Here is a 26,171-nt window from a genome sequence, read left to right on the forward strand (position 1 = left end):
AGCCAAGGTTTTGAAAGCATGGAGGATCCGTTCTCCCGATACCTTCAAAAGAGGTCGTGTTTTACCATACCATAGCGAGACAGATGGATCAGCACCTCTACCAATACGTCGACGAGGACAGACTTCGGGAAGACATCATGCAGACCGCCGAATTCGGGTCCGTTCCCGTCGAAGAAGGTAACTGCCGAACGGTTTTAACCGGAACAGAAGCTAACAAACGGGCTCGAGAATATTTCGTAAAGAAACTCGATGAACGAGGGCTCGACGTTTCCATTGACGCCGTTGGCAACATCGCTGGTCGGTGGGTCCCTGGGAACGCCGACCCAACCGCTCGTTCAGTTGCAACCGGCAGCCATCTCGATTCGGTCATTGACGGAGGGCAATTTGACGGCGTACTAGGTGTGTACGCTGGTCTCGAAGCGATTCGTGCCATGCAGGACGCTCCACGTTCTCCTGATCTCCCTCTCGAAGTCGTCGCGTTCACCGAAGAAGAGGGTGGTCGATTTTCTGATGGCGTACTCGGCTCTTCAGTGGCAATTGGCGCCTCCAGCGTCGCAGACGCACTCGCAACGACCGATGAGACTGGTGTGACGTTGGGCGAAGCGCTAGAGGAAATTGACTTTAAAGGCGAAGAGCGCCTGGACGCAACCGCGTGGAATTCGTGGCTCGAGCTCCACGTCGAACAAGGCACTCGACTGGAGGAGGCTTCCGTTTCTGCTGGCATAGTAACGCATATCACCGGTACCATCCGCTGTCATATCGATATTCTCGGCGAAGCGGATCACGCCGGAGCTACTTCGATGGAATCTCGTGTCGATGCGTTGACTGCAGCAAGCGAACTGGCGCTCGAGATCGAGTCGGTAACGAACGAAATCGTCGAGACACACAGCGAGACTGCTGTTGGGACTGTCGGTCAGTTCGACGTTGAACCAGGCTCGATCAACGTTATCCCCGGTTCCGTACATCTCGGGGTTGACATTCGTGATATCGAATACGAATCGATGGAGCGGATCGTCTCGAGCATTCGTCACTGCTTAGCCCGGTTAGAGGACGAACGCGCCGTCGAGACGACGTTCAGCCGCCCGTACGATATCGAGCCCATCTCGATGAGCGAACGCTGTATTGCAACACTTCACAGCGCAGCCACACGAGCAGGAATCAGTACCATAGAACTGCACTCCGGTGCAGGCCACGATACGATGCACATCGCGAAAGCAACAGATGCAGGACTCGTTTTTGCCCCCTCGGAAGGCGGATATTCCCACAGCGCAGCGGAATGGACCGACTGGAGTGACTGTGCCACTTCGACGCGGTTGCTTACTGGAGCGCTCTACGAGCTGGCTACAGAATGAGACTGAGAGGGCAAAGCCGCACGAATACCGGTGGAGATCTCTTCGTTGGTCTACTTCTCCAGACGAACTGTGACATCCTTCATCCCGGTTCGGAGTGTTTCTCGTTCCATTTCACGGAGTTCTTCGCGCTCTGCATCCAGCGTCGCAACATGGTTGCCGGCGAGTTCGCCTGCTGGACTCTTGAAGCAAGTCGAACCGCACGGGACGAGGATTTCCTGTTCGTTCCTGTATCCCGGGTACAGTAGGATGTCTCCGTAGGAGGGATACACCGTATGGTTCTCTCGTGGAATCTCCGGAAGTTCGATCTCGTCAATATTGATCCACGTCGCATGCCCGCTCCATCGGACGTGCATCAACTCTGACTCGAGGGGAAGGAATTCCCGCATCGCAGCAACTGATTCAGGTGCTTCGTCCTCGTGCAGTTCCGCCGTAAACGTTCGCTCTTCAATTTCAAATTCTAGTGAACTCATAGTTGTTGATTGTGTGTCCGTCTCATACTGTCACACCATCGCAATTATTTCTTTCGAATCCACGACCGCGAACCGCAACGGTCAACGGGTGTGACATCGCTAGATGGTCCCTAAATGCAGCATCGAAAGAACGGTGCGACCCCAATCTAGATGTAGCTGCTGATCGGGGTCGTCTAACTAGTGTTCCAAGTGGGTCGCTTCCGGCGAACGAACTCCCCGCAGCCTGGCTTGCCGACGATTTCGCCTTCACTCGCGACGAGCTCTCCCCTGAGATACGTGCGCTTTACGTTCCCAGTCACTTCACGACCTTCGTAGATCGTGTAGTCGGCGACTGAAGCGTTGTCTCGAGCCGAGATCGTGTATTTCTCATCAGGATCGAATAACACGATATCCGCGTCGGTTCCTGGTTCGAGCGTCCCTTTTTTCGGAAGTCCGAACGTCTGGGCCGGATTCGTACACAGCAGACGAACGAGGAACGGATACGAGAACCCCCGCTTGTTCACTGCTTCGTCGTGAAACACCGGTAGACTCGTTTGGAGGCCATTTGCACCGAACGGATCTTCCCACCACTCGCTCGCTTCTTTCCGTTCGCGAGTTTGCGCCACGTGATCAGTCGAAACAACGCTCAATGTCCCATCGCGAAGGTATTCAAACATCGCGTCGTTGTCGTCGCTGCTCCGAAGCGGCGGTGCAATCTTCGGAAGGGGTCCTAACTCCTCGTACCTATCCTTTGTGAGGGTCGTATAGTGCGTGCAGGTTTCAGCGCGAATGAGGCTCCCATCGCGTTGATGTCGCTCGAGCGCTTGTGCTGCCTTCCGGCACGAAGTGTGGATTCCGTAGTATTTGGTTCCGGTCTCCCGTGCGAGTCTGGCGATATCGTCCGCTGCCATAGCTTCCGCATAATCCGGTCGAGCGACGGGAAGCCACGTTGGCTCGTCTCGGTTTGTGGCTCGGAGTTCGGCGGTCAACGATTCACAGACGCTGTGGTCCTCTGTGTGTGCGACACCGACTGCATCAACTTCTCCGAGTTCTTCGAGAACGTCGTGAATGAATCCGTTCGAAAGGCCGAATTCGTACGTGGTATACATTTTGAAAGAAGTTATGCCTGAATCGACGAGACCCGCCAATTCGTCGAAGACAGCCGGATCCTCGCGGAGGATTCCACCGTGTAACCCGAAGTCGACAAGCGCTTTTCCGCCCTTTTCGCGCTTGCGCGTGACACCTTCCTGTAACGTTTTTTCTTCTTCCCAGGGACTCTCTTCGCTGACGTACGACTGCCACGCGAAATCTATGACCGTCGTGACGCCGCCCAACGCGGCGGCACTCGTAGCAGTCTCGTACGTGTCGAGCGAAACGTGATCATCGATATGCACGTGCGGGTCGACCACACCGGGCATCACCAAAAGTCCCGCAGCGTCGATAGTTTCGTCGGGTTCTGGCAGGCAGTGTTGATCGCCGATTGCCACGATAGTTCCATCATCTATCGCCAAATCGCTGGTAAAGGTATTCTGACTGGTGACCAGTGTCCCTCCCTGAATTACCGTGTCAATGGTCATAACCTGCCTTTCTGTACACGAGTATATAATTGATTGCACTGTTTGAACAGTTCCGTCCGGATCAACGGCAGTGTTGTAAGCAAGCATCGAAAAGCAAGCACCGAATAGCACGTTCGTATATGTTGAACGGCAGCAGAATATTGAAGAGGGCTTCTCGCACATACTGTGGTATGCCAACTGACGACACGACATCCGATCCACGCACACTGACCACTGTGCTCAACGCGATCGATATCGTACGGGGCCTGATGCAGTTAGACGGAGCAGGTGTCACAGAACTCGCCGACCATCTCGATGAGTCAAAGAGTACGACGTATACCTACCTCAAATCACTCGAAAAGGGAGGTCTCGTTAGAAAGGACGGGAAGGACTATCGGTTATCGTACGATATGCTGATCTTCGGGGAGTATGTTCGAAGTCAAAGCCTTCTCTACACGATAGGCAAAAGCGAGATAGATAGCTTGGCTGCGAAAACGGGGCAGTACGCACATTTGGTGGTCGAAGAGAACGGTCGTGGACACAATTTGTATAAATCGAAAGGAGAACAGGCAGTTGGGGACGACTATCAGATGGCCAAATTTCAGCAACGAGACTATCTGCATATCACCGCTTCAGGAAAAGCGATCCTCGCATATCTTCCACGAGAGCGGGTCGAAGCAATCACCGACCACCATGGCCTCCCCGCTCGCACCGAACAAACGATAACCTGCACGGATCGGTTATTCGAAGAGATAGCGGACATCCGTGAGCAAGGGTATTCACACAATAACGAAGAAGAGATAGAGGGATTTCGAGCTATCGGCGCGCCGATTAGATCTCGTGATGGAGCCGTACTCGGATCGTTGAGCGTCTCCGGTCCCAAAAGCATGTTTGAGGAGGACTCGGCGTACCAGAAAATCGTGGACCTCGTAACGAAGACAGCGAACGTTATCGAAGTGAACGTCAATATGCATAGACGGAGTTCCGAAATAATCAACGAAGACACTTGCTAGTCAGTTACCGTTATCTTCCCACCCACGGAATACGTAGTTCCCACAAGTAATTTTCCAGTGGTAGCAATGCTCTCGTACATTACGAGCAGTCTCTCCGAACTGGACAACTGTTCTTTTCCCCCATTTAGATTACGAACATACATATGTAAAAATTGGCCTCGTTAGCCCCAAGAACTGATTAGTTGTTTTATATTAATACAACGTAAACACCTAGTTTGTATATGTTGAACACCCGGGTGAGATGAGGGGTAAAATTCGACGTTAGTCCGCCGATTCCCACCAGTAGTGTTCGATTAGCAACCAATGAAAAGGTTTAACACATTGCATGGGGATTATTTGTTGAAGAATGTCCAACGAAAATGAAGGTGAAATAGAGTTAGCGTACAGCCTCGACGAAAAACCGCCGTTACCAACATCAATTCTCCTTGCACTGCAACATGTGTCCGTCATGATCGTCCCCTCGACGGCAGTTGCGTTCATCGTTGCGGGAGCCGTAGGATTGGGCGCTGCCGATACAACGTATTTGGTTCAAATGGTGATTCTATTTGCCGGGATAGCGACCATCGTTCAGGCGTACACTATCGGTCCGGTTGGTGCAAAACTCCCCATCGTCATGGGTACCAGTTTTGCCTTTGTCGGGGCGATGAGTTCTATCGGAGCAAGTTCTGGTCTTGATACTGTCTTTGGGTCGATTGTCATTGCAGCAGTTGTGGTCCCCTTTTTGCTTGGTTGGCAGTTTAAGCGACTCAAGTCGTTTTTTCCACCGCTCGTTACGGGCCTCATCGTGATTATCATCGGGCTGTACCTCATCCCAGTCGGAATGGAATACTCCGCAGGCGGAGCTGGAGCAGACAATTTCGGCTCAGTTGAGAACTTATCGCTCGCTTTAACCGTTTTGCTCATCGCTGTCTTGTTTAACCTGCTTCTGAAAGGCGTTTGGCGAATGATGAGTATCCTCATCGGCATTAGCGCTGGTTACGTTATCGCGATCGGACTCGGTGTCGTTGACTTCAGCCCAGTCGCGGACGCAGCGTGGTTCGCAGTACCCACGCCCGGCGAGTTCGGATTCAGCTTCGAAGCCGTTCCACTCCTCACGTTCGCGTTTCTATTCCTCGTGTCAGGAATGGAGACAATCGGCGACATGTCCGGTATTACCGCTGCAGAAGGGCGAAATCCAACAAGTGATGAGTTCCGCGGTGGCATTTTCGCCGACGGATTTATTAGCGCGATCGGAGCCGTCTTCGGGTCATTCCCGCAGACTTCGTTCTCCCAAAACGTCGGTATCATCAATTTTACCGGTATCATGAGCCGACACATTGTCGGTATTGGAGGCATCGTTCTCGTCGTTCTTGGTCTCGTCCCGAAAATCGGAGCAATCGTAACGACGATCCCTGATGCTGTCTTCGGCGGCGCGGTATTGGTCATGGTGGGAATGGTGGCTGCGAGCGGTATGCGGTTGCTCTTCTTGAATATCGAGATGAACCGCCGAAACATGGTGATCATCGCTACTGCGCTGGGACTCGGACTAGGAGTCGAAACCGTTCCTGAAGCACTCGCCGGACTTCCCCCCGGCGCACAAACGTTCTTCGGAGAGGCAGTCATCGTCACTGGCCTCATAGCACTCCTCTTGAATACGTTCGTTCCGGGCGACTCCAGTCCCATCTTCGACGCACCCGACACCGTTCCGCCAGTCTCCGAGCCAGTCGACGATGATTAATCTGGCTCGAGGGCGATTTGGCTACCACCGAACCCGATGGTCTGAGGGGAGTCGGATCTGCGAGGTAACAAGAGTGCGTGTAGCATCCGCCATCGGGACGAATACCGCGTCAGCTAGTCGGTATCAAGCTCCGCTCGGATCTTCTCAGCGGTGATTGGAAGGTCGGTTATCCTAACGTCGACGGCGCTGTGAATCGCATTGCTCAGCGCCGGCGGGACACCGTTAACTGGGATCTCGGCGACAGACTTTGCGCCGAATGGCCCCGTTGGCTCGTGTGTCTCGACGAGGATCGACTCGAGAGGAGGCTGGTCCGCTGTCGTCGGCATCCCGTAGTCGCGGAACCCGAGGGTTTCCGGTGTCCCATCGTTCTCGAACGAGAGCCCTGCAGACACCGCGAGCTCGTAACTCATATGCATCGCACCCTCGACCTGTCCCTCCGCGAGGTCCGGATTGATCGCGACGCCACAGTCGACCGCGAACACGAGCCGATTGATCTCGAATTCACCGGTGTGCTCGTCGACGGTCACGTCGGCGAACTGTGCGCCGAACGGCGGCGGTGATTCGTCCGTGCAGTGGCTCGCCTGGCCCATTACCTGCGCACGCATTTTGTCGCCGTAGATCGACTCGTAGCCGATATCCTCTATCGTGACCGAATCTCCCGTCCGTTTGGAGCGGACTGCTCCATCGCGGGCTTCGAGATTCGCTGCTGGCTCATCGAGCATCTGTGAGGCGAACTCGAGTAGTTGCGCTCGCGCATCCTCGGCGGCTTTTTTCACCGCGCTTCCGGTCACATACGTCGTCGAGGACGCGTACGCTCCGTAATCGAACGGCGAGATATCCGTATCCGACGCCTGAACGAGAACGTCTTCGGGCGGGACACCGAGCACTTCCGCAGCGATCTGTGCCATTGCGGTATCCGCACCGGGACCGATATCGACGGCGCCCGTTTGAAGGATGAACGAGCCGTCCTCGTTCATCTTGATATGCGCAGCGCCGAGCTCGTCGCCTGCAACGCCGCTTTTTTGAGCGGTGAGAGCAACACCGCAGGCTCGGTGGAGGTGGTCCTCTTCGGGCTGTTCGACGTCCTCCCAGCCGATTGCGGCCTTCCCGCGTTCGATACAATCGTCGATACCACACGAACGGATTCGACGAACATGCTCACCGTCCGTGGTGACACCCGACGCAGTATCGAGGTCGCCGTTCCCGATGAGGTTCCGCGAGCGAAGGACGATAGGATCAAGCCCTAGTTCGTCGGCTACTTCGTCCATGTGGCCCTCGAGTGCGAAGTGGCCTTGGGGTGCCCCATAGCCGCGGATCGCACCGCCAATTGGGAGATTGGTATGGACGGCTTTCATCTCAAACCGGATATTCGGCGTACGCGTGTACAGTGGCAGCGGTTTCGTCGCGATAGAACTGGTTACAGTTAGCCCGTGTGGACCGTACGCACCTGCGTTCGTAACTGCCGACAGATCGAACGCCTTGATCTCTCCGTCCCGGGTCACGACGCTTCGCATTTGGACGCGAGCAGAGCGTCGGAAGCGCATGGCGTAGAACTGCTCGCGACGCGTCGTCTCCAGTTTCACGGGACGACCCGCGGCTAGCATCAGCGCTACCGTAATGGGTTCGATCAGCATCGACTGTTTGGCTCCGAACCCGGCACCGATTCTCGGTTTCGTTACCCGTACATCTCGGATCGGGACGTCGAACAGATGTGCGAGTTGTCGACGCGTGTGGTAGGGGACCTGCGTACTGGTGACGAGGTGAAAGCGGTTATCCTCGTCGCGACGTGCAATGGTCGTGTGCGGTTCGGGAACGCAGTGGGATTGATACGGTGTTTTCCACTCGGTTTCGGTAACGATCCAGTCGTCCCTGGTCGCTGCCTCCTCGAACGCCGCGTCCACGTCGCCGATCTCGCCTTCGGTGTGGGCTTCGATGTTCCGTTCGTAGTCCGCACCCGGCTGGATGTTTTCCACCTGATCGGGATCGTGGATCTGTGGTGCATCAGGCTCCATCGCCGCTTCTGGATCGAGAACGGCGTCTAGCTCCTCGTACGTGACATCGATCGCTCTGATAGCTTTGTTGGCCGTCTGGGCATCCGTGGCCGCCACAGCAGCGATTGGGTCGCCGACGTAGCGCACCTTTCGCCGGAGAACGCGCAGGTCCCACGGGCTCGGTTCGGGATACGATTGTCCCGCAGACGTATACATCGCGTCAGGAACCTCGTCGGAATCCGGCGTGATGACTGCGTAGACCCCGTCCATTGTGTCGGCGTTACTCGTATCGATCTCGGTTACGTACCCGTGTGCAATATCTGAACGGAGGATCGATGCCTCAGCCAGATCCGGGAAATTTAGCGCGTAATCGGCGGTGTATTTCGCCTCGCCTGTGACGATCTTTCGGGCGTCGGTCTTCTCTTCGCGCTTGGAGATTGCTTGCCGCTCGCCCTTCGATTTGCGATTGTTTGGGCTCTCGTCCCATTCGAGCGGATGTTCGGCTTCGGTGGAGGATAGCTGCTGACGAGTGTCGTCGTCTTGTGGGTCATCGGGCTTACTCATCGTTCTCACCCCTGCTACATTCTCGGCTTGAACACGTTGTTGTCTCGTGAGTCAAGTCGCCACCGTCGGTAACGACGGTCTGCTCGCCACTCATTCGTACAGCGGCGTCCTGCACAGCATCGATGATCTTCTCATAGCCGGTGCACCGACAAAGGTTGCCTGCGAGCCCCTCGCGGATCTCGGCTTCGGTCGGATCGGGGTTGTTCGCGAGCAGGCTTCGTGACTGCATGATCATCCCCGGGATACAGAAGCCACACTGGAGTGCGGCGTTGTCGACGAAAGCCGCTTGAATGGGATGGAGGTCATCCTGGGTACCGAGTCCCTCGATCGTCTCGATCTCCGTCCCGTCTATTGTCGCGACTGGTTTGATACAGGAGCGTTCGGGTTCGCCATCAACAGTCACAGTACAGAACCCGCAGTTTCCCGTGTCACAGCCGCGTTTTGCCCCGGTGTAGCCGTTGCGTCGAAGAACATCGAGAAGCGAATCCGAGCGTTCAGCTTCGAACGTTCGTTCAGTCCCATTCAGAGTAATGTCTAGTTCCATGGGCATGGTATGACAATGACCAACGATACCCATATATGTGCCGGTCAAATAGCCAACCTATACAAACGGCGGCAGATTCATAGAGTACCACCACATCCGAGGGCTTCAGGCGAATTGAGCAAGCCCTCGCAGTAACTCTCAATTTGCGGTCGCAACAGCCGTCGTTGTCGACGAAACAGCGTGCCGACGACCCGATGCCAAAACGATGATTGTATTTGACGGAACGTCAAACGTCGGGATCACTGCCGGTTGTCTCCACGATCCATCACAGGCAAATGAAACCGACGTTCTCGAGTTCCACCGTGAGGACGACACCGAGATCAAACTCGGTGTCACCGCCCTCGAGTTGTCTTGACTACACGGTATTAGAAATGATTACTCACCGCTGGTCTGAAAGGTTGATTAAGCGCGATATCGATTTCTGTTGATGACTCGGCAAGTAGTCGGAGAACCGGTTGCGAGAGCTGCTTGCAACTGTCGCCACAACTCTTTGACCGGATTCGGTTCTGGAGAAGTTACCGATAACGCGACGGACTCGAGATCGTCACTGGCCGCTGGATCCGTGACAGCCGACCCCTGAAAGTACGCGGCTCGCCGTCCAGAATCGCGATCAAGTCATCTTCGAATTCGGTGCACAATTCGAGAATGAAATGGGCCGAGTAATCGGCGGTAGCGTACTCTTCGAATCAAGCGAAAAACGATCACTGAGGATGGTGATTGCATCCAAGGGTACGTCTAGTTGCATCGTTCGGATAATTCGACAGATGGCCGTCAGTGGCTGTACAGCATAGGTTTTGAGAGGTCAATTTCACTTCGTTGAGCAACCGCCGGCAAATGGGGGGTCGAGTATTCGGCATCGGAGGTTCGTCGAGAACTGCAAGTCGAGCGCCGCGTTAGCACAGGCGCGTCGAACTCAACTTCTTCGGAATATTCGTAGGTTACTTCTTCGAGCTCTTTTTGTTCCGTTCTAGGGAATTTTACCTTTCTGCTAGCTCGATAGATACCAGTGACAGCGTGTTCAAGCGACTCGACATGAGTGGTCAGCGCAACGCTTGAATACATCGTTGCCGAGACCGGGCTCGACGGGATCAGGAGACGTAGTTTGGAAACCTGGGACGTTCACAGGTTACGCTAATCACTCCCGATGAGTCGCCTGAATTGGCATAAATTGTCCATCATTGAAGGTCGTACCACTCGCCTACCCCAGTTTGAGTGAGGCCGTTTTGTACGCAATTTCCTCCAACAGTCGTTGTGTCGGCTTCTTTCGCCACATTGTCGAGGACATCTTACAATTCCTCGACAATTACCTCGTCGAGAGATTCCACTGAATTCAGAAACCTTTCGAGAAGAAAGTTCTAATGATTTTATCGTGAGGTCGTATCCGTATCCACTATTTTTAAAACAATCGGATCGAGACGCTGAATCGAGCGGAGATACCAATCGAAGCGATGAGCTTGAATCGAACGCAGACTGCGAGGCTATCGCTACGTGAACGCACTCGCGACTAACAGCGGAAACACGAGTGTTGCTTCGGCCTCAACTTGCGTGTAGTTCGTTCGCTCGTCTTTGATCTTCCCCCACGATACCGCCTCGTTCGGCGGTGCTCCCGAGAGAGACCCGTCTCCTTCCATCCCCGTAGAAATGTAGACGACGTAATCCGCACCGCCGCGGAACAGATTCGTCATGATCGCGTGATGTTTTGGCACACCGCCACCGACGGCTATCAATCCTGTCGTATCTGCGAGCAATCCATCTTCGATGAGCGAGTCGTAGTCGTCCAGAATCTCGATCCCGACCTCCGAATCGTATCCTTGCCGGTAATAATAGAGGAAGTTACCGACTTCGGCGTCCGTCAGCGCCGGGCAGTAGACGGGGACGTCGTTGTCCGCGGCCTGTTTCAAGACGGAATCTTCGTCGTCAAGCGTCTCCCCCAATTCTCGTGCGAATGCTGTTGGCGTGCGCACTTTTTCGTCCGCGAAAAAGTCGCCAAAGAAGTCGTAGAGGTATTCCTCCAGCCACACGTACCGATCAGATGGGACGAAAATATTCCCGAGTCGGTTAATGCCGCGGTCACGGAGTGTTCCCTCGTCAGCGTCCCATTCACCCATCTTGAACGGCTTTGTGGTCTTAATTACGTCCTCCGTCAAAGACCCGGACGTAGTGATGAGCACGTCGACGTACCCTTCGCGGACCAGATACGCAACGACCTCACGCAATCCCGAGGAGATAATGTTCGAGGTGAACGTGAGGTAGATAGTCGCGTCTTTTTCTTGCATTCGCTCGGCAATATCGACTGCTTCGGCGAGTTGCGTCGCTTGAAATCCCGTCGTTTCATAGGACGCGATAAGGTCGTGAAAGTCGAACTCCCCCCGGAAATCATATCCACGAACGTCTGCCGTGGTTAGTTCGTCGTCACTATCTGGAACAACATGCTCGTGAGAGTCGTCTTCCTCCATACGATTCCGTAGCACGACGACTGATTTGAATGCCTCGGGATGGATCGCTCGCTACTCGATCCGATCGCGTCAATTGTGAACGGATCGAACCCATATCTGGCATCGTAGCGTTCTCGACCTCAGCAATGCGCGTCTTGTCGCACGATTATCTCTTGTGATTTTCGACGGAGTGATCGAGATCACCACGTCGACGGGCACTACTCATTACTCCGATTAGGCCCTGTTGAAACCCTCTTCACGTCTGGCGGTTTTGTCTTGAGTTGCTTTTCGAGCTGATCGGCCGGAAACCAATAAGAGAGCCCTCCTGCTCAATATCAGTCACAAAGGATTTCAACAAAGCCTCCGATTAGCATGATCGAGCTGGTTCAGCTACTTAGGGTGTCCGTGTAGTTGTTCACATCTCATTGGCATTTGGAGAGCGGATTACCGACCAGAATATCGGTTCACCTACTGATAGGGCCGGGCACCTCGAGACGATTCTCGTCGAACGTCACGGTTCATACGGACTGCTGTAACTATTTACCAGTGTAACCGCGACCCGTTATTCGGTTGCACCGGAAATGGCTTACAGCAGTCCGTATCAGAGAGAGTGAAATGCGCGGCGTCCCAAATCACTCAATCGGATGCGATCATCTACAGAAAAGACAGGCCGAGTGCCTCGGGGCTTGACCCCGAGGCGGTTCACCCAACGGTAACACTCGTGATCAGTAGGAGAGTAATTCCAGCTGCTAACACCAGTGTTATCCATGCGAAGAAGATTGTCGTGGCTTGCCGGCCTGTAAGCTGGTTACCGTTAAGGAATTCATCGAGCGCCATAAGCAGTAGTACCCATCAGATCAAGATAAATCGTTTGATTTCTAATTCTATTACGATTCGTCCGACTTGATTTTCTGGAGGTTCTCGAGAAGTTCGCCGGTCGAACTGCCCTCGTCGAACGTTATCTTCCCCTGATACTCGTTCGGCTGGTCGTCCAACTCCGATTCGATCTCAGGGGTCGTTCGTTCGCGACGCTCGTACTCACGTTGGTCATAGTGACCCATACTCATGTGCATCAAAACGTTCGCATGGAGTCGTAATCAAGATATCGGTTACCCACAGGATAGCGGTATAGATGCTGTATCGAGGTTCTACTAGCTTTTCATTTAATAGTTCATCATGATAGGACCTCTGTCGCTTCTCGTTCGATTCTATCTCTATTCCATTACATACACACGGGCGGAATATTCTAACCACATAGTTTGTTTCAGAGCCTGCGGCCCAGTACTATATTAGTGGTGGACCCAGCTGTCATTTGAGGAGGCAACCCGAGACTGTTCCTAGTACATAATAATCCAGATCTCTTGGACTATTCTGTCGTACTGTCGAACAAAGGCCTCCACTCAATTGGGGGAATCGATTCACTCACACCACACGGATGACTGGTAAGTAACCCGTCGGATGGCATCATACTCCGGATGAGAGCCTGTCTCCATTATGACCTTATTTTTCACCAACGATGCTGGACCGATAGTGACCGATTCAGTCGTTGTTGCTCTGTGTTTTGTGACTGACCGAAGACTGAACCGTCCATGAGCGACCGTAATCAGACCGGGGGATCACGTCATTCTGTTCTCGGATACGGACGCACTCGACGAAATCACCGAAGTGATCTAACGCAAGATCAGCACGACTTATAGGCTGCAACCGCCAGGATGTAGGTATGGCAGACCTCAACCCGATCGCAAAGCGAATTCACCAGATCAGTCCCAAACCCGTCGAGCTCACACTCAACGACGGAACGACGGTCGTATTCCATATTTCCGGGGCTGAGTTCTTTCAGCAGGAGTTTCAGGCGGAGGGTATTCGCGAGGACGATAACGCGACCTATCGATTCGTCTCGAGCGCGGATTACGAATCGATTCTGGTCGGACGAAAGATCGTAGACGAATCGGAGTGGACGATAGTCGGGACGGTAGCTGAAGTCAACAGAGACGGATCGTAACCGCTCGTTCGTTAGGTATCGCATTGTGCACCCCCGACTAAGTATCGCTTATCCAATGTGAGGTGAAATGCCCGTTCTAGTCTATCCCTCGACGACCTAGCTGCCGTCAGCACGGTTGACGACGGTCGGCGGTTCTCCGAGAACGCAGCGTCCACGTTTGATAGTATATAATAGTCCAAATTTTCCGAACAATGTCGACGACGCGTCGTGCGGTTTCGTAATTACATACATACTTCTGTAATTCAAGTCGCAATCCCGTTCCGCAACAGGGAGCGTATATAATGGTACAGTAAATTCGAATCATTCGCCGAAACTCGTGAGCGACCCGATTACTTAGCGATAATCGTCCAAGTACGAATCTCTGATTTCGGTCTCGAGGTCATCGACGTATTCCGTCAGTATCTCCGGCAGCTCGGTAGTGTACCGCTCGTCCGTGAATCGATACTTCGGGCCGATGATGGCAATCGCACCGAGAACGCTCCCACCGGGACCTGTCACGCGTCGCCCGACTTCTCTAAGACCGTCGACGTACTCTTCGTCGGCGAATGCAACACCTCGATCGCGAATCTGCTCGAGTTCCTGTAAGAAGTCGTCCCGGTCTGTGATTGTGTATGGTGTTTGTCTAGGGAGTCCCCAGTCGTCCAATACCGCTTTGACGCGCTCGTCGGGTAATTCGGCAAGAATCGCTTTGCCGGTTGCAACGCTGTGGAGGTAATAGTAGATCCCGGCGGAGCTAAGCGCGGTAGAGATATGTCGTTCCTTGGACGGAAAGTGGCTGTCCGGATGGAAAGATTCGTGGACAAGGATGCCGCGATTATCGTTCTCGACGACGAATTCGACCTCTTCGTCGATCCGGTCGGAAAGTTCTGTTACAGTCTGCTTCGCCAGCGTGTACGCCTTTTTGCGTGAGCGTGCATACTCGCCGTGATTGAGAAACCGCAATCCGATGTGATATACCGCACCCTCCTTTGTGAGATACCCTCCTTCGAGAAGGGTCTGGAGGTGAAGGTGAATCGTACTTCTCGAGATCTCCAATTCACCATCCAGTTCATCGAGTGTTGCACCGCCCATTTTCTGAATCGTGTCGATTATGCCCAGCGATCGTTCCGTGGTTTTCGCCGTCTGCTTGGTCATGGTTGTCTGTAACGGCTGAAGCACTATAATGATTCGCTTAAGTCGGACTATTAAGTGTTCTTAGCATGATTCTACTTAGATGTTCAATACAGAGACCGTTAGCGGAGATGCTCTTGCAAGATCCGATACCGATACGATCCGTTGTATCCTCTCGACCACTTCTCCAAATACGATCGGCTTTCACAGAATAATCCGAATAGTTCCAGGGAAAACCGGTCGTCAATCTTGTCTTCGACACCCTCGTATAGCACTCGTGATTTTATGTACGGTCCTCTCGTCGGATGATCCAGACACTCCGTTTGTAGATATTCTTGCACTACGACATCGGTTTCCACGATATCGAACGTCTGTAACTGGGGAGGGAGTTCGCTCATGGTAATCAAGGTATCTCTAGCAGCTACCGGGGTATGTCTAGACAGCTTATTCCGGATGAACCATAATGATGTTGGTGTGACCACATTGGCTCTGGATCGATTCACATCTTGTTCCACGTTTCGGGAACGAGGACGGCTGCGATAGGCCGCTTCAGGTGATGTCCCTTCTTCGGATTCCGACTCAGTAGGAATCGGTTGACTCCACATATACTGGGACATCATACGCTTATGTGTACTATGAATAATCGCGCTGGAGGACCTCGACAAGTGATATCGCGCCGTGAGCTGTGCATGGTTGCTGGTGCCGCGGGAATCTCGGCGCTCGCGGGCTGTTCGTCAGGAGAGACGAATCCACCGACGACCGAAAGTGTGGAGACGATAACGGACCACTCGTCGCCCGATCTCGAGAAGTGGCTTGACGAGGTCCCTCGGCCAGACATCGCGGAACCGTCCGGGACGAAGGACGGTCAGCCCTACTACAAGGTGACAATGGGCGAGGTCGAGCAAGAGCTACACCGCGACCTCCCACCGACGACCGTTTGGGGGTATGACGGACAGTTTCCGGGACCAACGATCGAAGCCGAGCAGGGCGAACCGATCTATGTCCAGTGGACGAACGACCTCCCGGACGAACACCTTTTGCCCGTCGACACGACGATTCACGATGACATCATTCCGTACGATATGCCGGGCGTCCGGACGGTGACACACCTTCACGGCGGAAACATCGAATCAGAGAGCGACGGACAGGCGCAGGCGTGGTTCACGCGTGACTTCCAGGAAACGGGCCCCGAGTTCGAGAAGAAAGACTACTACTACGTGAACGACCAACCGCCGGCGACGCTGTGGTATCACGACCACGCGCTCGGTATCACGCGACTCAACGTGTACGCCGGGCTCGCAGGATTCTATCTCCTGCGGAACGATCACGAACGAAACCTCGACCTGCCCGACGGCGAGTACGAGGTTCCGCTTGTACTCCAGGATCGGAGTTTCGACGAGGACGGGTCGTTATTCTATCCGACGGTCGTCTCGGACGAGCAAGGCGGCAGCGACGAGTCGCATCCTGACCCGAGTATCGTGCCGCAGTTCTACGGCGACACATCGGTTGTCAACGGGAAGGCCTGGCCTCGGCTCTCCGTCGAATCCAGCTCGTATCGCTTTCGGCTCCTCAACGGTTCTAACAGCCGATTTTATAACCTCAAACTCCTTCAGTACGACGAATCATCAGGCGAGACTGGCCGTAGCGGGCCGCCATTTGTCCAGATTGGGAACGATGGTGGTCTCCTTTCGACGCCGGTAGAGATCGACGACCGCCTCGAACTCGGCTCAAGCCAGCGTGCCGACGTTGTCGTTGACTTCACCGAGTACGCCGGAGAGACGCTGCTGCTACACAACGATGTACCTGCTCAGTATCGCGGTGAGATACGTTCAGCCGACGACGACATCGTACCGCTTCCCGAGATTATGCTCATAGACGTGAGCGACGTGGGGGATACACGAGCCGCCGATCAACTTCCCGACAAGCTGACGCAGGTCCCGGAAATTCCCGTGGAGTCGGTCGACAATGAGCGGTATCTCACACTCAACGGCGGAGCAACCGATGACTACGGACGACAGCTACACTTGCTCGGAACAGCCCAAGACCAGGACGGCCTCGAGATGGGTGCACCCGTTACCGAGGACCCCTCACTCGGAGATACCGAGATTTGGAGTTTCGCTAACCGAAGTGCGATGTCTCATCCGATACATCTCCATCTCGTGCACTTCCAAATGCTGGGACGACAGTCGATCGGGGACCACGATCCGGAAGACGAGATCGATCTGGACGCGCTTGCGGCACCCGAACCGTACGAACGAGGATGGAACGACGTTATCACCGTCGACCCCGGCGAAGTCGTCCACGTGATCGTCCACTTCGGGGAGTATGAAGGGCTATTTAACGATCAGACGGGCACGTATATGTGGCACTGTCACATGATCGAACATGAGGACCACGATATGATGCGTCCGCTCGAAGTCCGCCCCCGCTCGGACGATGCTGATACTCATACTGAATAGGACGAGGCGTCGACCGCGGCTAGCCACCGGTGAGGAAGGTGAGCCGATCACCTGCATCGGTATCGACAGGATCGAACCCATTCAGTAGAGACTCGAGAACGTAGAAATATCCCGTCAGGCAGCGGACAAGGAATCGGTGGTCAAGAGGATTCTTGACTGCTCACTTCCGATTTTAAATCGTTTCGAGTTCACCGAGGATTTCCGGGTTCCGAAGAGTGTCGCTGTCCGTAAGCGGCCGGTCGTTGACGACGCGCTCGAGAAGTCGGTACATTTTGTCTTTTCGGAGTGAGTTTCGGGTAGTTCAGGCGTGAATACGACGCTCGCTGGCCGTGCGAACTCGCCGACGTTCTCAGCGATTGCATCCGCAATGGCATCTCGGATGGCGTTCTAATCCCACTGTCCTTGTTCGAGGGTTGCAAAGACGCAGAGTGCGATTTCGCTGATGGAACGGTCGGTGACGGCAGCGGCTTCGGCATCCGTTCTAGCTTAGTGACCGACTGAGACGAAGATCACGCCGAAATTACGTCGAGTCTGACCACAATCACACCGAGATCACTGCTGTTCCGGCAGACCAGCTACTGTTCGACCTTCTCTCCCGTCGAAGGCGGCGCACTCGCGGTCGTGAGTGCGCCGCCGTTCCAAAGCCGTCGCTGATCAGGCCGGGCGATCCAGACCGTCTCGTCAGGCGAGTTCTCTACCAGAACTCGCCTGACTCTACTTGTTCACGTAACCTCGGACGATGTGGATTTGGATCTCGTGACGACCACAGCAACAACGAATCAAGATCCGGTAGTTCGTACCCCAGATCCAGCATCAGGTACAACTGGATCAGGTGCGCGTGCCGTTCGACGGCGTGTGAACAGCGTCGTCGAGGGAGGCGCGTCGACGACGCCTCGGCGTCGTCGGCGCAGTCTCGCTGTTTTGCGTCCAGTTTCTGGAGTTCGTCGACAATAACTCGGCTCATCAGCAACGAGAGTGCTGCCATGATGATCAGCGCCTCGATGATGTAGGCGTCCGTCGTGTTGATCTCGTCCAAACCGAACCGCGATTTCAGTTCTTTGAACAGCAGTTCGATCTCCCAGCGCGCCCGATAGAGCTGTGCGATATCGGGCGCGCGGTAGTCGTCTCTGTCCAGATTTGTCAGGTACAGATGATACTCGCCGCTGTCGTCGTTGCGAACGCCGACTAATCGGAAGGTTCGGGTCGCGCTGGCGCCCGACCCTCGTTTGCGGTCGAACGAGAGCGTGATCTGTACGTCGATTTCCTGTCGCTGCAGGTCGTCCAAGACGGCCTGCAGCGACTGCCCCTCCAGCGGAATGCTGTTCCCGCGACACGTCCGGAGTTCTTCGACGATCTCGAAGTCAGCGTTGTCTTTGACACGGGAGACGAACCAGCCGTCATTGGCGTCAATGCGGTCGAACAGCCAAAAATCGTAGTAGCCGAGATCGAACAGGATGAGGGCGCCAGCTACCCACTCACCGGTGGGTAGCTGGCTCCGTTCGTGGGTGGTTGCATCGGTTGTCTGGAATCGTGTCGGAAGCCCCGCCGAGAGCGATTCGGTGAGGTGAAGTTTCGCCCCGGCTCGGTCGTCATCGAGTGCATAGACGTCTCTGGCGTCTTGGTAGAGCGAGATGACCGTAGCATCGACGATGAGGACGTCTCGAAATCGTTCGAGACGTCCGGTAAGCTCGGTTTGGCCCGTATCGAGATTCTCGATGGCGTCATCGAGAATCTCTCGAAGGAGTGCAACGAATCCCGGTTTGAACCAGCCGTGAAACGTTGCATACGAGAGTTCGTCACAGTCAGCCATCTCGACGTAGCGTTCGAGAAACGCCTGAATGGATCGATCAGATCCGGCAGCGAAGCCGAGTGAAAGCGTGTAAAACAGGGCGACGACGTCGAGTTTCCGCTCTCGCTGGATGAGATTCGTTGCGCGAGCACGCTCGCGCAACTCATCAGATGGAAACGCTCTTTGAATCCGATTCACAACTACTGAATCCGGTGGTTTGTACACACTTCCCACCGGATTCTCACATTCCTAGTTACTGACGATTCTAGCTTGGCGTCTCTGGATACCCCGATCTGCTAAACTAGAACGGATGGCGGCTTCGGTAACGCCATCAACAGTTGTGATTGCAGCCTCGAGTTCGGCCGTTCTGAGGCGGCGGTTTCCAATCGTGATTACATCGTCGTCACGACCGATGATCGTTATGTGTCCATCGTCGTCGACGACGGCACGATCGCCGGTGAAATACCGCTAGGTATCTGCCTATGGGTCCGAAAACTCTTGCCAGTACTCCGCGAGAACCCAGTATCGATCGCTCTCAAGTGGAGCAAGCATCGACGGCCACTCGCGGTCGGAGCAGTCGCCATCGGCTGACTCCATCATAGTTCCGTTGTGACCGAACGCTTGCGGAGTCTGGCAGCGAACCGTTCGGTTCTCGAGGGATGGGTACGCGGGTCTCTTCGGTCACGGATCCGTCCCTTCGACGTCTATCCTCCTGTAGGTTCCGTTTATTATCATCAGCGATAATCCGATTTGAAAAGCGAGACGGATGGGTTCTGTATTATACTTTAGAAGTAATAACACACGATACAGCACTCTTTGACCGGATTTAGTTCAGGTGAGTTCGCTAGTAACGTGACAAAGACGAAGTCGTCATGGGCCGCTATGACGTCCGACGTCTGGAAGTACGGTTCTTCGGCTCTGTTGAAATACTTGAAGAGTTACAGATTTGGCCAGTAGTGTAATTGAATGCAGACTCTGCCGAAGTCACGGTTGCCCCGATTCGTTCAAGAGGTATTTCAGTTAGCGCACCGTCTGTGGCTCGATACTCCTATAATTTCGACCGAACCCTATGACGATCAGTACAGAACGTGTATTTAGCATACCTTCGGAGTTCCTTTATCTGCTTAGACCGATAGCTATCGTATGATCGCACGGTCTAGTTAAGCGCTTCTGGTATAGACCGGCGTTTCAGCAGCTGTTGCGACGCGCTTATTGACTGCTACAATACTCACTCATCGTAAGAAGTATACTGAAGGAGTCGAATTTTGCTGCTCGTCGATCGAGTTCCACTTGTATTAGAGACGCTATCGTAGCTTCGTCGGTTTCGTCACACCTTCACCGTTACCCCTTCTTGCGGTTTTCCTTATCTATACAATGCTTTTTTATCTTATCGGAATATATGTAATTCTTCTATAATGATATTACCAAAACGAATCACTATATACTACTCTAATTCGAGTGAAATATTCTAACGGCTACGATACCACAGTCGGAACTCCAACACACGTTTATCGAGACGACACTGGGTCGTATTCCGATATCCAGGCGAAGGACGTCGCCAGCGGATCGATGAGTACGTGATTGAAAGAGGCGAAGACGGAAAGCGCGTTCCGTCGGGCCGATCCTGACAACGGCATCGACGATACCCTACGGCTTCTCGTCTCTCGTCGGTTCGGATACGCGGACGGCGGGTTCCGTTCGGTATTTCTCGACGTTGCATACGCGGATGAGTGCGTTACGATACCGCTGTGTTCCCCTCACAACGGATCGCGAGTAGCGTCTGTCGAGAGCGGTGAATTGGGATCGATCCGTTCGTCCAGAAACGCCCGTATCCGAACCGCCTCGCCGGTTTCGGCGCTCTCGATGGCGGCGAAGACGATCGCCATCGCCCGGAGATTCTCGCGCGCGTTCGTCTCCATCGGCTCGCCGCCTTCACACCACTCGGCGAACCGCTCGATGAGCCACGCGTTCCCCCACTTCTCCCGGGTCTCGAGGGGGACCGACTCGCCCGACTCGAGGGACGTGTGGCCGAGACAGCCCTCCGCGGCGCGCTCGTAGGGAAACCGTTGGAGGTCGCCGCCGTCGAGGACGAGCGTAGCCTCCTCGCAGTTCGCGCGAACGTGTTCCGACCACCAACCGTTGAAACTGGCGGCGGAGGTGTTCAGCCCCTCGTAGACGATCGTCGCGCCGTTTTCCATGCTGAGCTGGACGACCGCGTTCGGATCGCCCGCGAAGTCGGAGTACGGCGGGTTCCACGACTGACAGAACACCGTCTCTGCGCGACCGCCCGCCATGTCCGCCAGCAGGTCGAGGTGGTGGATCGCGCCGTCGACCAGCAGCGGATGCTCCTCGAGGTCGTAGAGCCGTTCGCCGGCCCAGCTACCGCGCGACCGAGCGTTGACGGCGTACCGTGCGTACAGGTGGTCGACGGGTCCGTACTCGCCCGATCGAAGTCGTCGCCGGAGCGTCGTGATGTCCCGACGGAATCGGTGGCTCATCGTGACGCCCATCTTCGTTCCGCTCTCCTCGACCAGTTCGACGATCTCGAGGGCGGCGTCCAACGAATCCGCGATCGGCTTCTCCACGAGCACGTCGAGGTCGTACTCGACCGCGAGGGAGACGAGATCCGTGCGGACGTGTGGCGGGACGACGAGCGCCACGGCGTCCGCGTCCCGTTCGCGCATCGCCGTTTCAGCGTCGGTGTAGCATCGGTCCTCGGAAAGCGATAGCGCACCGGTGGCGTTCGCCAGCGCGTCCTCGTTCACGTCGACGGCCGCGACGACCTCGACGGTGCCATCCTCGACGTTCGGCGGGAGGAACTCCCGACACCAGGCCTCACCCTGGTTGCCGGTTCCGATTTGTATCAGTTGGCAAGCCACGATGCGTACTCTCACGGCACGTTCCTTGAAAGTACCGACGCGATGAGCGGCTCACTCGAGACGAATCGTGTGGATACGAACATCGCCGTCGCGAGCCACGACGATGAGGTCCTGACTGTTCCCGCTTGCGCCCTCGAGCAACATCGTGTGTTCCTCGTACTCGTAGACGTCGCCCGTCGACGGGACGTCCGTCCGGCCCAGCACCGGACCGGACGGCGATCCGCGCCGGAGTTCCAGCGCGGCCGACCCGGAATCCGCTCTGGCGACCGAGACGGTCGCCTCCGTCGGCCCGTCTCGTAGGTCCACGTCGGCGAACGAGAGCCACGAGCCATCAGTCATGCCGACGACGGTTCCCGCCGACTGCGACTGGTCTAACAGTTCGATCTCGGACCATGTCCAGTCGTCGGCGTCGACGGCTCGCGTCTCCTCGGAGAGGTCGCGCGGCGGGATCTCCTCGCCGTCTACGCGGATCGATCCGCGCTCCCGGATGTCGTCCGACGCGGAACCGAGACAAACCGCGTGCGTGGCGCGTTCGACGGTACGTTCGCCGCGCGTGACGTCCCAAAACGAAAACGCGTCAAACTCGAGATCGATTTCGACGGTCACGGTCTCCTCCGGCTCGAGGTGGACCCGCTCGAACCCGCGCAACACCCGCTCGGGCTGCGTGGTCCGCGACTGACGCTGCTCGGTGTAAAGCTGGACGACTTCGTCGGCGGCCATCGAGCCTGTATTGGTTACGCGAACGCTGACGGTCGCCGTCTCGCCGGACTCGAGCGGACCGCTCGGCGAGATCCGAAGACCGTCGTACTCGAAGTTGCTGTAGGAGAGCCCGTGGCCGAACGCGTACAGCGGGTCCTCCTGACCATAGCGGTACGTCATCCCCGTCTCGGCGATGTTGTACTCCGTGATATCCGGCAGCTGGTCGGCCGAACGAGGCCAGGTCTGGGTCAACCGGCCGCCGGGGGAAACGTCACCGACGAGGATATCCGTCAGGGCGTGACCGGTCTCTTGACCGGCGTGGCTGGTCCACAGGATCGAGGAAACGCGATCTTCGACGCCGTCGAGGTGCACCGGGTAACTGCTCTGAAAGACGACCGCGGTCCGGGACTGGGCGTCGCTAACGCGCTCGACGAGTTCCCGCTGAGACGGCGGCAAGGCGAGTTCCTCGCGGTCCTGGGTCTCCCGCCCGCCGATCAGCGGGTGCGTCCCGACCATCACGACGGCGGCGTCGGCGTCGCTCGCGGCCTCGACCGCGGCTTCGATCCCGTCGGTTCGAACCTCGAGATCGAACGCGGCCGCCTCGGCCCGATCGTCGGCACTGGCCCGAAGCGCCCCGTCTTCGATCAGGACGAACTGACCGCTGCTCGGGTGACGAAGCGCCACCCCTCCACCGTCGGCGTCGACGAACTCGAACGCTTCCTCGACGACCTCCCAACCGCCCGGCTGGTCCGCGGAATTCACGAGTTGGCCATCCTCGACAGTCACGTACCGCTCGTTCGCCGTCGCCCGTAGCGTCCAGGTATCGTCCGTCCACTGGACGGACTCGAACAGCTGGACGCTCGGCGCGTCGGTCGCCTGGAGCCCCAGAACGCCGCCGCCCTTTCCGACGTCGGCCGTCACGTACTCCCCGGACGATCGCTCCCGGAGTGCGATCCGATCCACGCCGGTGTCGGAGCGGATCCAGTCGGGGCCGAGTCGATCGCGCATCCCGTCCCGGAGAGTGATACGGTACGGCGGTATCCCGCTGTACCAGTCGTCGAACACCCTATCCGAGAGCGGCCCGACGACGGCGACGCTCTCGTTCTCCGAGAGGGGGAGCGTACGGTCGTCGCCGTCGTTTTTGATGAGGACGGTCCCGTCGCGTGCGGCTTCGCGGGCGAGTTCTCGATGCGCGGGGTGGCCGATTACGTCGTCGGTGAGGTCCGCGTAGGGATCGTCCTCCGGATCCAGAAACTCGCCGAGCAGCGATCGAACCGTCAAGACGTGGCCGGCCGCCTCATCGAGGTCGTCTTCGAACAGATAGCCCTCCTCGAGTGCGCCGAGTACCGCGTCGACCGTCGTCGAGCTGTCGGCGCCGTACTCGGTGAAGCTATCGAGTCCAGCGAGCACGGCGGCGGCGCGCGCCCGTTCCTCCGTGTCGAAGTACTCCTGAGCGTCGGTTAGGTTCGCCGGCGCCCAAGCGTCGCTGACGTTCAACACCGCATTCTCGTCCGGCGCCCACTCCCGGACCGCGGTGTCCATGAGCGGCGAGACGGTCACCGGCCGCCCGTTGAGGAGGTTGTACGAGGCCATCACGCCGACCGCGCTCCCATCCTCGATCGGCGGTCGGAAGAACGGCAGGTAATAGTCGTGTAAGAGTTGCGGCGGAATCTCGGCGTTGGTCGTCGTTCGCTCGGTCTCGTTGTTGTATCCGATGAAGTGTTTGAGTACCGGCGCGGTTTTGTGGTAGTCCGGATGATCGCCGGCCAACCCGCTCACGTACGCCCTCGAGAGCTCGCCGCTCAACAGCGGATCTTCGGCGAACCCCTCCTCGTTGCGTCCCCACCGCGGATCGCGGAGCGGATCGACGGTCGGGGACCAGACGTTGAGTCCGACGCCCCCGTCGGTCGCGTCGTGTTTTCCGCGGACCTCGTCGCCGATAGCATCGCTAACGCGAGAGACGAGGTCGGGATCCCACGTGCTTCCGAGTCCGATCACCTGCGGAAAGACGGTCGCCTCGCCCAGCCAGGCGACGCCATGAAGCGCCTCTGTCCCTGTCCGGAACGACTCGAGGCCGGCCCGCTCAATCGGCGGCTGGTACTGGTGGAGCAGCGATACCTTTTCTTCGACGGTAAGCCGCTCGAGCAAGTCGGCAACGTGCTCGTCGAATGGCTCGCTGCTATCCTCCGCGCCGTCGCTCTCATCGCCGGTGTCGGCACGCCCGACGCCGCCTAACAGCGTCAGGCTCGTTCCCGCTCCGATGCTCGTGAGTAAATCTCTGCGAATTTGACTAACCATTTCGGTCACTCCACTAACACCATATTCGGGCGGTACTAAAAATATGTATGTTACCACTACCGTTTCCTGTGTCGACATTTTTGGTTCGCGTCGTTCGAACGACGCTTCCCAGCACGAATCTTTATGTAGATCAACTATGAAATTGCAGATATGGGTTCTGTTCATCTGGACCAAGTGAGCAAACAGTATGGTACTATTGTCGCCGTCGACGGCATAGACATCGAGATCGAAGACGGCGAGTTCCTCTCCCTCGTCGGCCCCTCCGGCTGTGGGAAGTCGACGACGCTCGAGATGATCAGCGGGTTGACGAAGCAGTCGGACGGGGCGGTCGCTATCGACGGCGAGGACGTCTCCGACCTCCCGCCGAAAGATCGGAACATCGCGATGGTGTTTCAGAATATCGCGCTGTTCCCGCACATGGACGTCTTCGATAACATGAGTTACGGGCTTCGCATCCGCGGCGCGGAAGACGAGATAATCGAACGACGGGTCAACGAAGCCGTCGAAATCCTTCAACTGGACGGGATGCTCGATCGGATGCCGAGCGAACTCTCGGGCGGTCAGCGACAGCGCGTGGCGATCGGACGCGCGATCGTTCGCGATCCTGAGGTGTTCCTGATGGACGAACCGCTCGCGAACCTCGACGCGAAACTCCGCGTGCACATGCGAACGGAGCTCCAGCGCATTCAGCGCAAACTGGACGTGACGGCGGTCTACGTCACCCACGATCAGGAGGAAGCGATGACGATGTCGGATCGGGTCGCGATCATTAACGACGGCGAACTCCAGCAGATCGACCCGCCGCTGACGTGCTACGAAGAGCCGGCGAACCGGTTCGTCGCCGGCTTTATTGGCTCGCCATCGATGAACTTCATGGAGGGTGCCGTCGTCGATCACCGCTTCGAATCCGAGGCCGTCACCGTCGACGCGGTTGGACTGGACGATCTGAACGCCGTAACGCTGGGGATCCGTCCCGAAGATATCTACCCCGCGGACGATCATCGCCTTTCCGAGACGGCCGGCTCCGTCCACGCGTCGGTCGACGTGATCGAGCCGATCGGCGAGAAGATGTTCGTCTACCTGATTCCCGATCCCGATGCACGGACTGAGGAGAACGCCGCGGACCTCGAGCGGGACCACCTATTGATGAGCGTCGATCCAGATACGGAGATAGCCGAAAACGAGGTGGTCGAGATCACCTTTGACCAGTCGAATATCCACCTGTTTGAGACGCCGACGGGGGACGCCATAGTCCACGGGTTAAAGCGGGAGTCGACGCCGATGTCCTAAGAAACGAGTCGCGACGGCGAATGT

General features: G+C 56.3%; 17 protein-coding genes and 3 pseudogenes. 8 read left to right on the forward strand and 12 right to left on the reverse strand.

Features of this window, described 5'->3' with window-relative positions; all coding sequences use genetic code 11:
• Positions 1 to 83: 83 nt before the first annotated feature.
• Positions 84 to 1,352: a M20 family metallo-hydrolase gene (locus ACZ5C7_RS04385; protein ID WP_464374884.1), complete on the forward strand. Its 1,269-nt coding sequence runs from the start codon at positions 84 to 86 to the stop codon at positions 1,350 to 1,352.
• Positions 1,353 to 1,402: 50 nt separating this feature from the next.
• On the opposite strand, the gene ACZ5C7_RS04390 is transcribed toward ACZ5C7_RS04385, so the two are convergent.
• Positions 1,403 to 1,822: a DUF3830 family protein gene (locus ACZ5C7_RS04390; RefSeq protein ID WP_464374885.1), complete on the reverse strand. Its 420-nt coding sequence runs from the start codon at positions 1,820 to 1,822 to the stop codon at positions 1,403 to 1,405.
• Between the two features lie 173 nt (positions 1,823 to 1,995).
• Positions 1,996 to 3,378: a dihydroorotase gene (locus ACZ5C7_RS04395; RefSeq protein ID WP_464374886.1), complete on the reverse strand. Its 1,383-nt coding sequence runs from the start codon at positions 3,376 to 3,378 to the stop codon at positions 1,996 to 1,998.
• Positions 3,379 to 3,548: 170 nt separating this feature from the next.
• Here ACZ5C7_RS04395 and ACZ5C7_RS04400 point away from each other — a divergent pair, with 170 nt between their 5' ends.
• Both ACZ5C7_RS04400 and ACZ5C7_RS04405 read left to right on the forward strand, forming a co-directional pair.
• Entirely contained in the window at positions 3,549 to 4,370 is an 822-nt protein-coding gene (locus ACZ5C7_RS04400) for an IclR family transcriptional regulator (protein ID WP_464375259.1), read from the forward strand.
• Positions 4,371 to 4,716: 346 nt separating this feature from the next.
• Entirely contained in the window at positions 4,717 to 6,087 is a 1,371-nt protein-coding gene (locus ACZ5C7_RS04405) for a uracil-xanthine permease family protein (protein ID WP_464374887.1), read from the forward strand.
• Between the two features lie 113 nt (positions 6,088 to 6,200).
• Here ACZ5C7_RS04405 and ACZ5C7_RS04410 read toward each other — a convergent pair whose 3' ends face one another.
• The gene (locus tag ACZ5C7_RS04410; protein ID WP_464374888.1) at positions 6,201 to 8,642 is read right to left on the reverse strand and encodes a xanthine dehydrogenase family protein molybdopterin-binding subunit; all 2,442 of its coding nucleotides are present in this window, start codon (positions 8,640 to 8,642) and stop codon (positions 6,201 to 6,203) included.
• Positions 8,635 to 9,186: a (2Fe-2S)-binding protein gene (locus ACZ5C7_RS04415; protein ID WP_464375260.1), complete on the reverse strand. Its 552-nt coding sequence runs from the start codon at positions 9,184 to 9,186 to the stop codon at positions 8,635 to 8,637. Before ACZ5C7_RS04415 ends, ACZ5C7_RS04410 begins: the two co-directional genes overlap by 8 nt.
• 205 nt (positions 9,187 to 9,391) lie before the next feature.
• Here ACZ5C7_RS04415 and ACZ5C7_RS04420 point away from each other — a divergent pair, with 205 nt between their 5' ends.
• Positions 9,392 to 9,541, forward strand: coding sequence for a hypothetical protein (locus ACZ5C7_RS04420; RefSeq protein ID WP_464374889.1), 150 nt, complete (start codon positions 9,392 to 9,394; stop codon positions 9,539 to 9,541).
• A gap of 10 nt (positions 9,542 to 9,551) precedes the next feature.
• Here the strand turns inward: ACZ5C7_RS04420 and ACZ5C7_RS04425 are convergent.
• The 4 genes and pseudogenes from ACZ5C7_RS04425 to ACZ5C7_RS04440 form a co-directional block, all read right to left on the reverse strand.
• Positions 9,552 to 9,872: pseudogene (locus ACZ5C7_RS04425) on the reverse strand (transposase); the annotation flags it as partial.
• Positions 9,873 to 10,364: 492 nt separating this feature from the next.
• Positions 10,365 to 10,511, reverse strand: a pseudogene (locus ACZ5C7_RS04430) (IS630 family transposase); the annotation flags it as partial.
• 159 nt (positions 10,512 to 10,670) lie between these two features.
• The gene (locus ACZ5C7_RS04435; RefSeq protein WP_464374890.1) at positions 10,671 to 11,642 is read right to left on the reverse strand and encodes a deoxyhypusine synthase; all 972 of its coding nucleotides are present in this window, start codon (positions 11,640 to 11,642) and stop codon (positions 10,671 to 10,673) included.
• An 866-nt stretch (positions 11,643 to 12,508) separates the two neighbouring features.
• Entirely contained in the window at positions 12,509 to 12,682 is a 174-nt protein-coding gene (locus ACZ5C7_RS04440) for a DUF5786 family protein (RefSeq protein ID WP_464374891.1), read from the reverse strand.
• Positions 12,683 to 13,341: 659 nt separating this feature from the next.
• Between ACZ5C7_RS04440 and ACZ5C7_RS04445 the strand changes: the two genes are divergently transcribed.
• Positions 13,342 to 13,623 (forward strand): transcriptional regulator, encoded by a 282-nt coding sequence (locus ACZ5C7_RS04445; RefSeq protein ID WP_464374892.1) that lies wholly within the window; start codon positions 13,342 to 13,344, stop codon positions 13,621 to 13,623.
• A gap of 333 nt (positions 13,624 to 13,956) precedes the next feature.
• Here ACZ5C7_RS04445 and ACZ5C7_RS04450 read toward each other — a convergent pair whose 3' ends face one another.
• Positions 13,957 to 14,757 (reverse strand): IclR family transcriptional regulator, encoded by an 801-nt coding sequence (locus ACZ5C7_RS04450; protein ID WP_464374893.1) that lies wholly within the window; start codon positions 14,755 to 14,757, stop codon positions 13,957 to 13,959.
• Positions 14,758 to 15,368: 611 nt separating this feature from the next.
• Here ACZ5C7_RS04450 and ACZ5C7_RS04455 point away from each other — a divergent pair.
• Positions 15,369 to 17,192 (forward strand): multicopper oxidase family protein, encoded by a 1,824-nt coding sequence (locus ACZ5C7_RS04455; RefSeq protein WP_464374894.1) that lies wholly within the window; start codon positions 15,369 to 15,371, stop codon positions 17,190 to 17,192.
• A gap of 694 nt (positions 17,193 to 17,886) precedes the next feature.
• On the opposite strand, the gene ACZ5C7_RS04460 is transcribed toward ACZ5C7_RS04455, so the two are convergent.
• Positions 17,887 to 19,215 carry an IS4 family transposase gene (locus tag ACZ5C7_RS04460; protein WP_285253032.1) on the reverse strand — a complete coding sequence of 443 codons (1,329 nt, stop codon included), beginning with the start codon at positions 19,213 to 19,215 and terminating at the stop codon, positions 17,887 to 17,889.
• Positions 19,216 to 19,947: 732 nt separating this feature from the next.
• Here ACZ5C7_RS04460 and ACZ5C7_RS04465 point away from each other — a divergent pair.
• Positions 19,948 to 20,045: pseudogene (locus tag ACZ5C7_RS04465) on the forward strand (IS5/IS1182 family transposase); the annotation flags it as partial.
• A 693-nt stretch (positions 20,046 to 20,738) separates the two neighbouring features.
• Here ACZ5C7_RS04465 and ACZ5C7_RS04470 read toward each other — a convergent pair.
• Both ACZ5C7_RS04470 and ACZ5C7_RS04475 read right to left on the reverse strand, forming a co-directional pair.
• Positions 20,739 to 21,860: a Gfo/Idh/MocA family protein gene (locus ACZ5C7_RS04470; RefSeq protein WP_464374895.1), complete on the reverse strand. Its 1,122-nt coding sequence runs from the start codon at positions 21,858 to 21,860 to the stop codon at positions 20,739 to 20,741.
• A 51-nt stretch (positions 21,861 to 21,911) separates the two neighbouring features.
• A complete protein-coding gene (locus ACZ5C7_RS04475) occupies positions 21,912 to 24,857 on the reverse strand; it encodes a glycoside hydrolase family 3 C-terminal domain-containing protein (RefSeq protein WP_464374896.1) in 2,946 nt (981 codons plus the stop codon).
• A gap of 150 nt (positions 24,858 to 25,007) precedes the next feature.
• Between ACZ5C7_RS04475 and ACZ5C7_RS04480 the strand changes: the two genes are divergently transcribed.
• A complete protein-coding gene (locus ACZ5C7_RS04480; protein ID WP_464374897.1) occupies positions 25,008 to 26,147 on the forward strand; it encodes an ABC transporter ATP-binding protein in 1,140 nt (379 codons plus the stop codon).
• The last annotated feature ends 24 nt before the right edge of the window (positions 26,148 to 26,171 follow it).

This window comes from Halostagnicola alkaliphila (assembly GCF_055379965.1).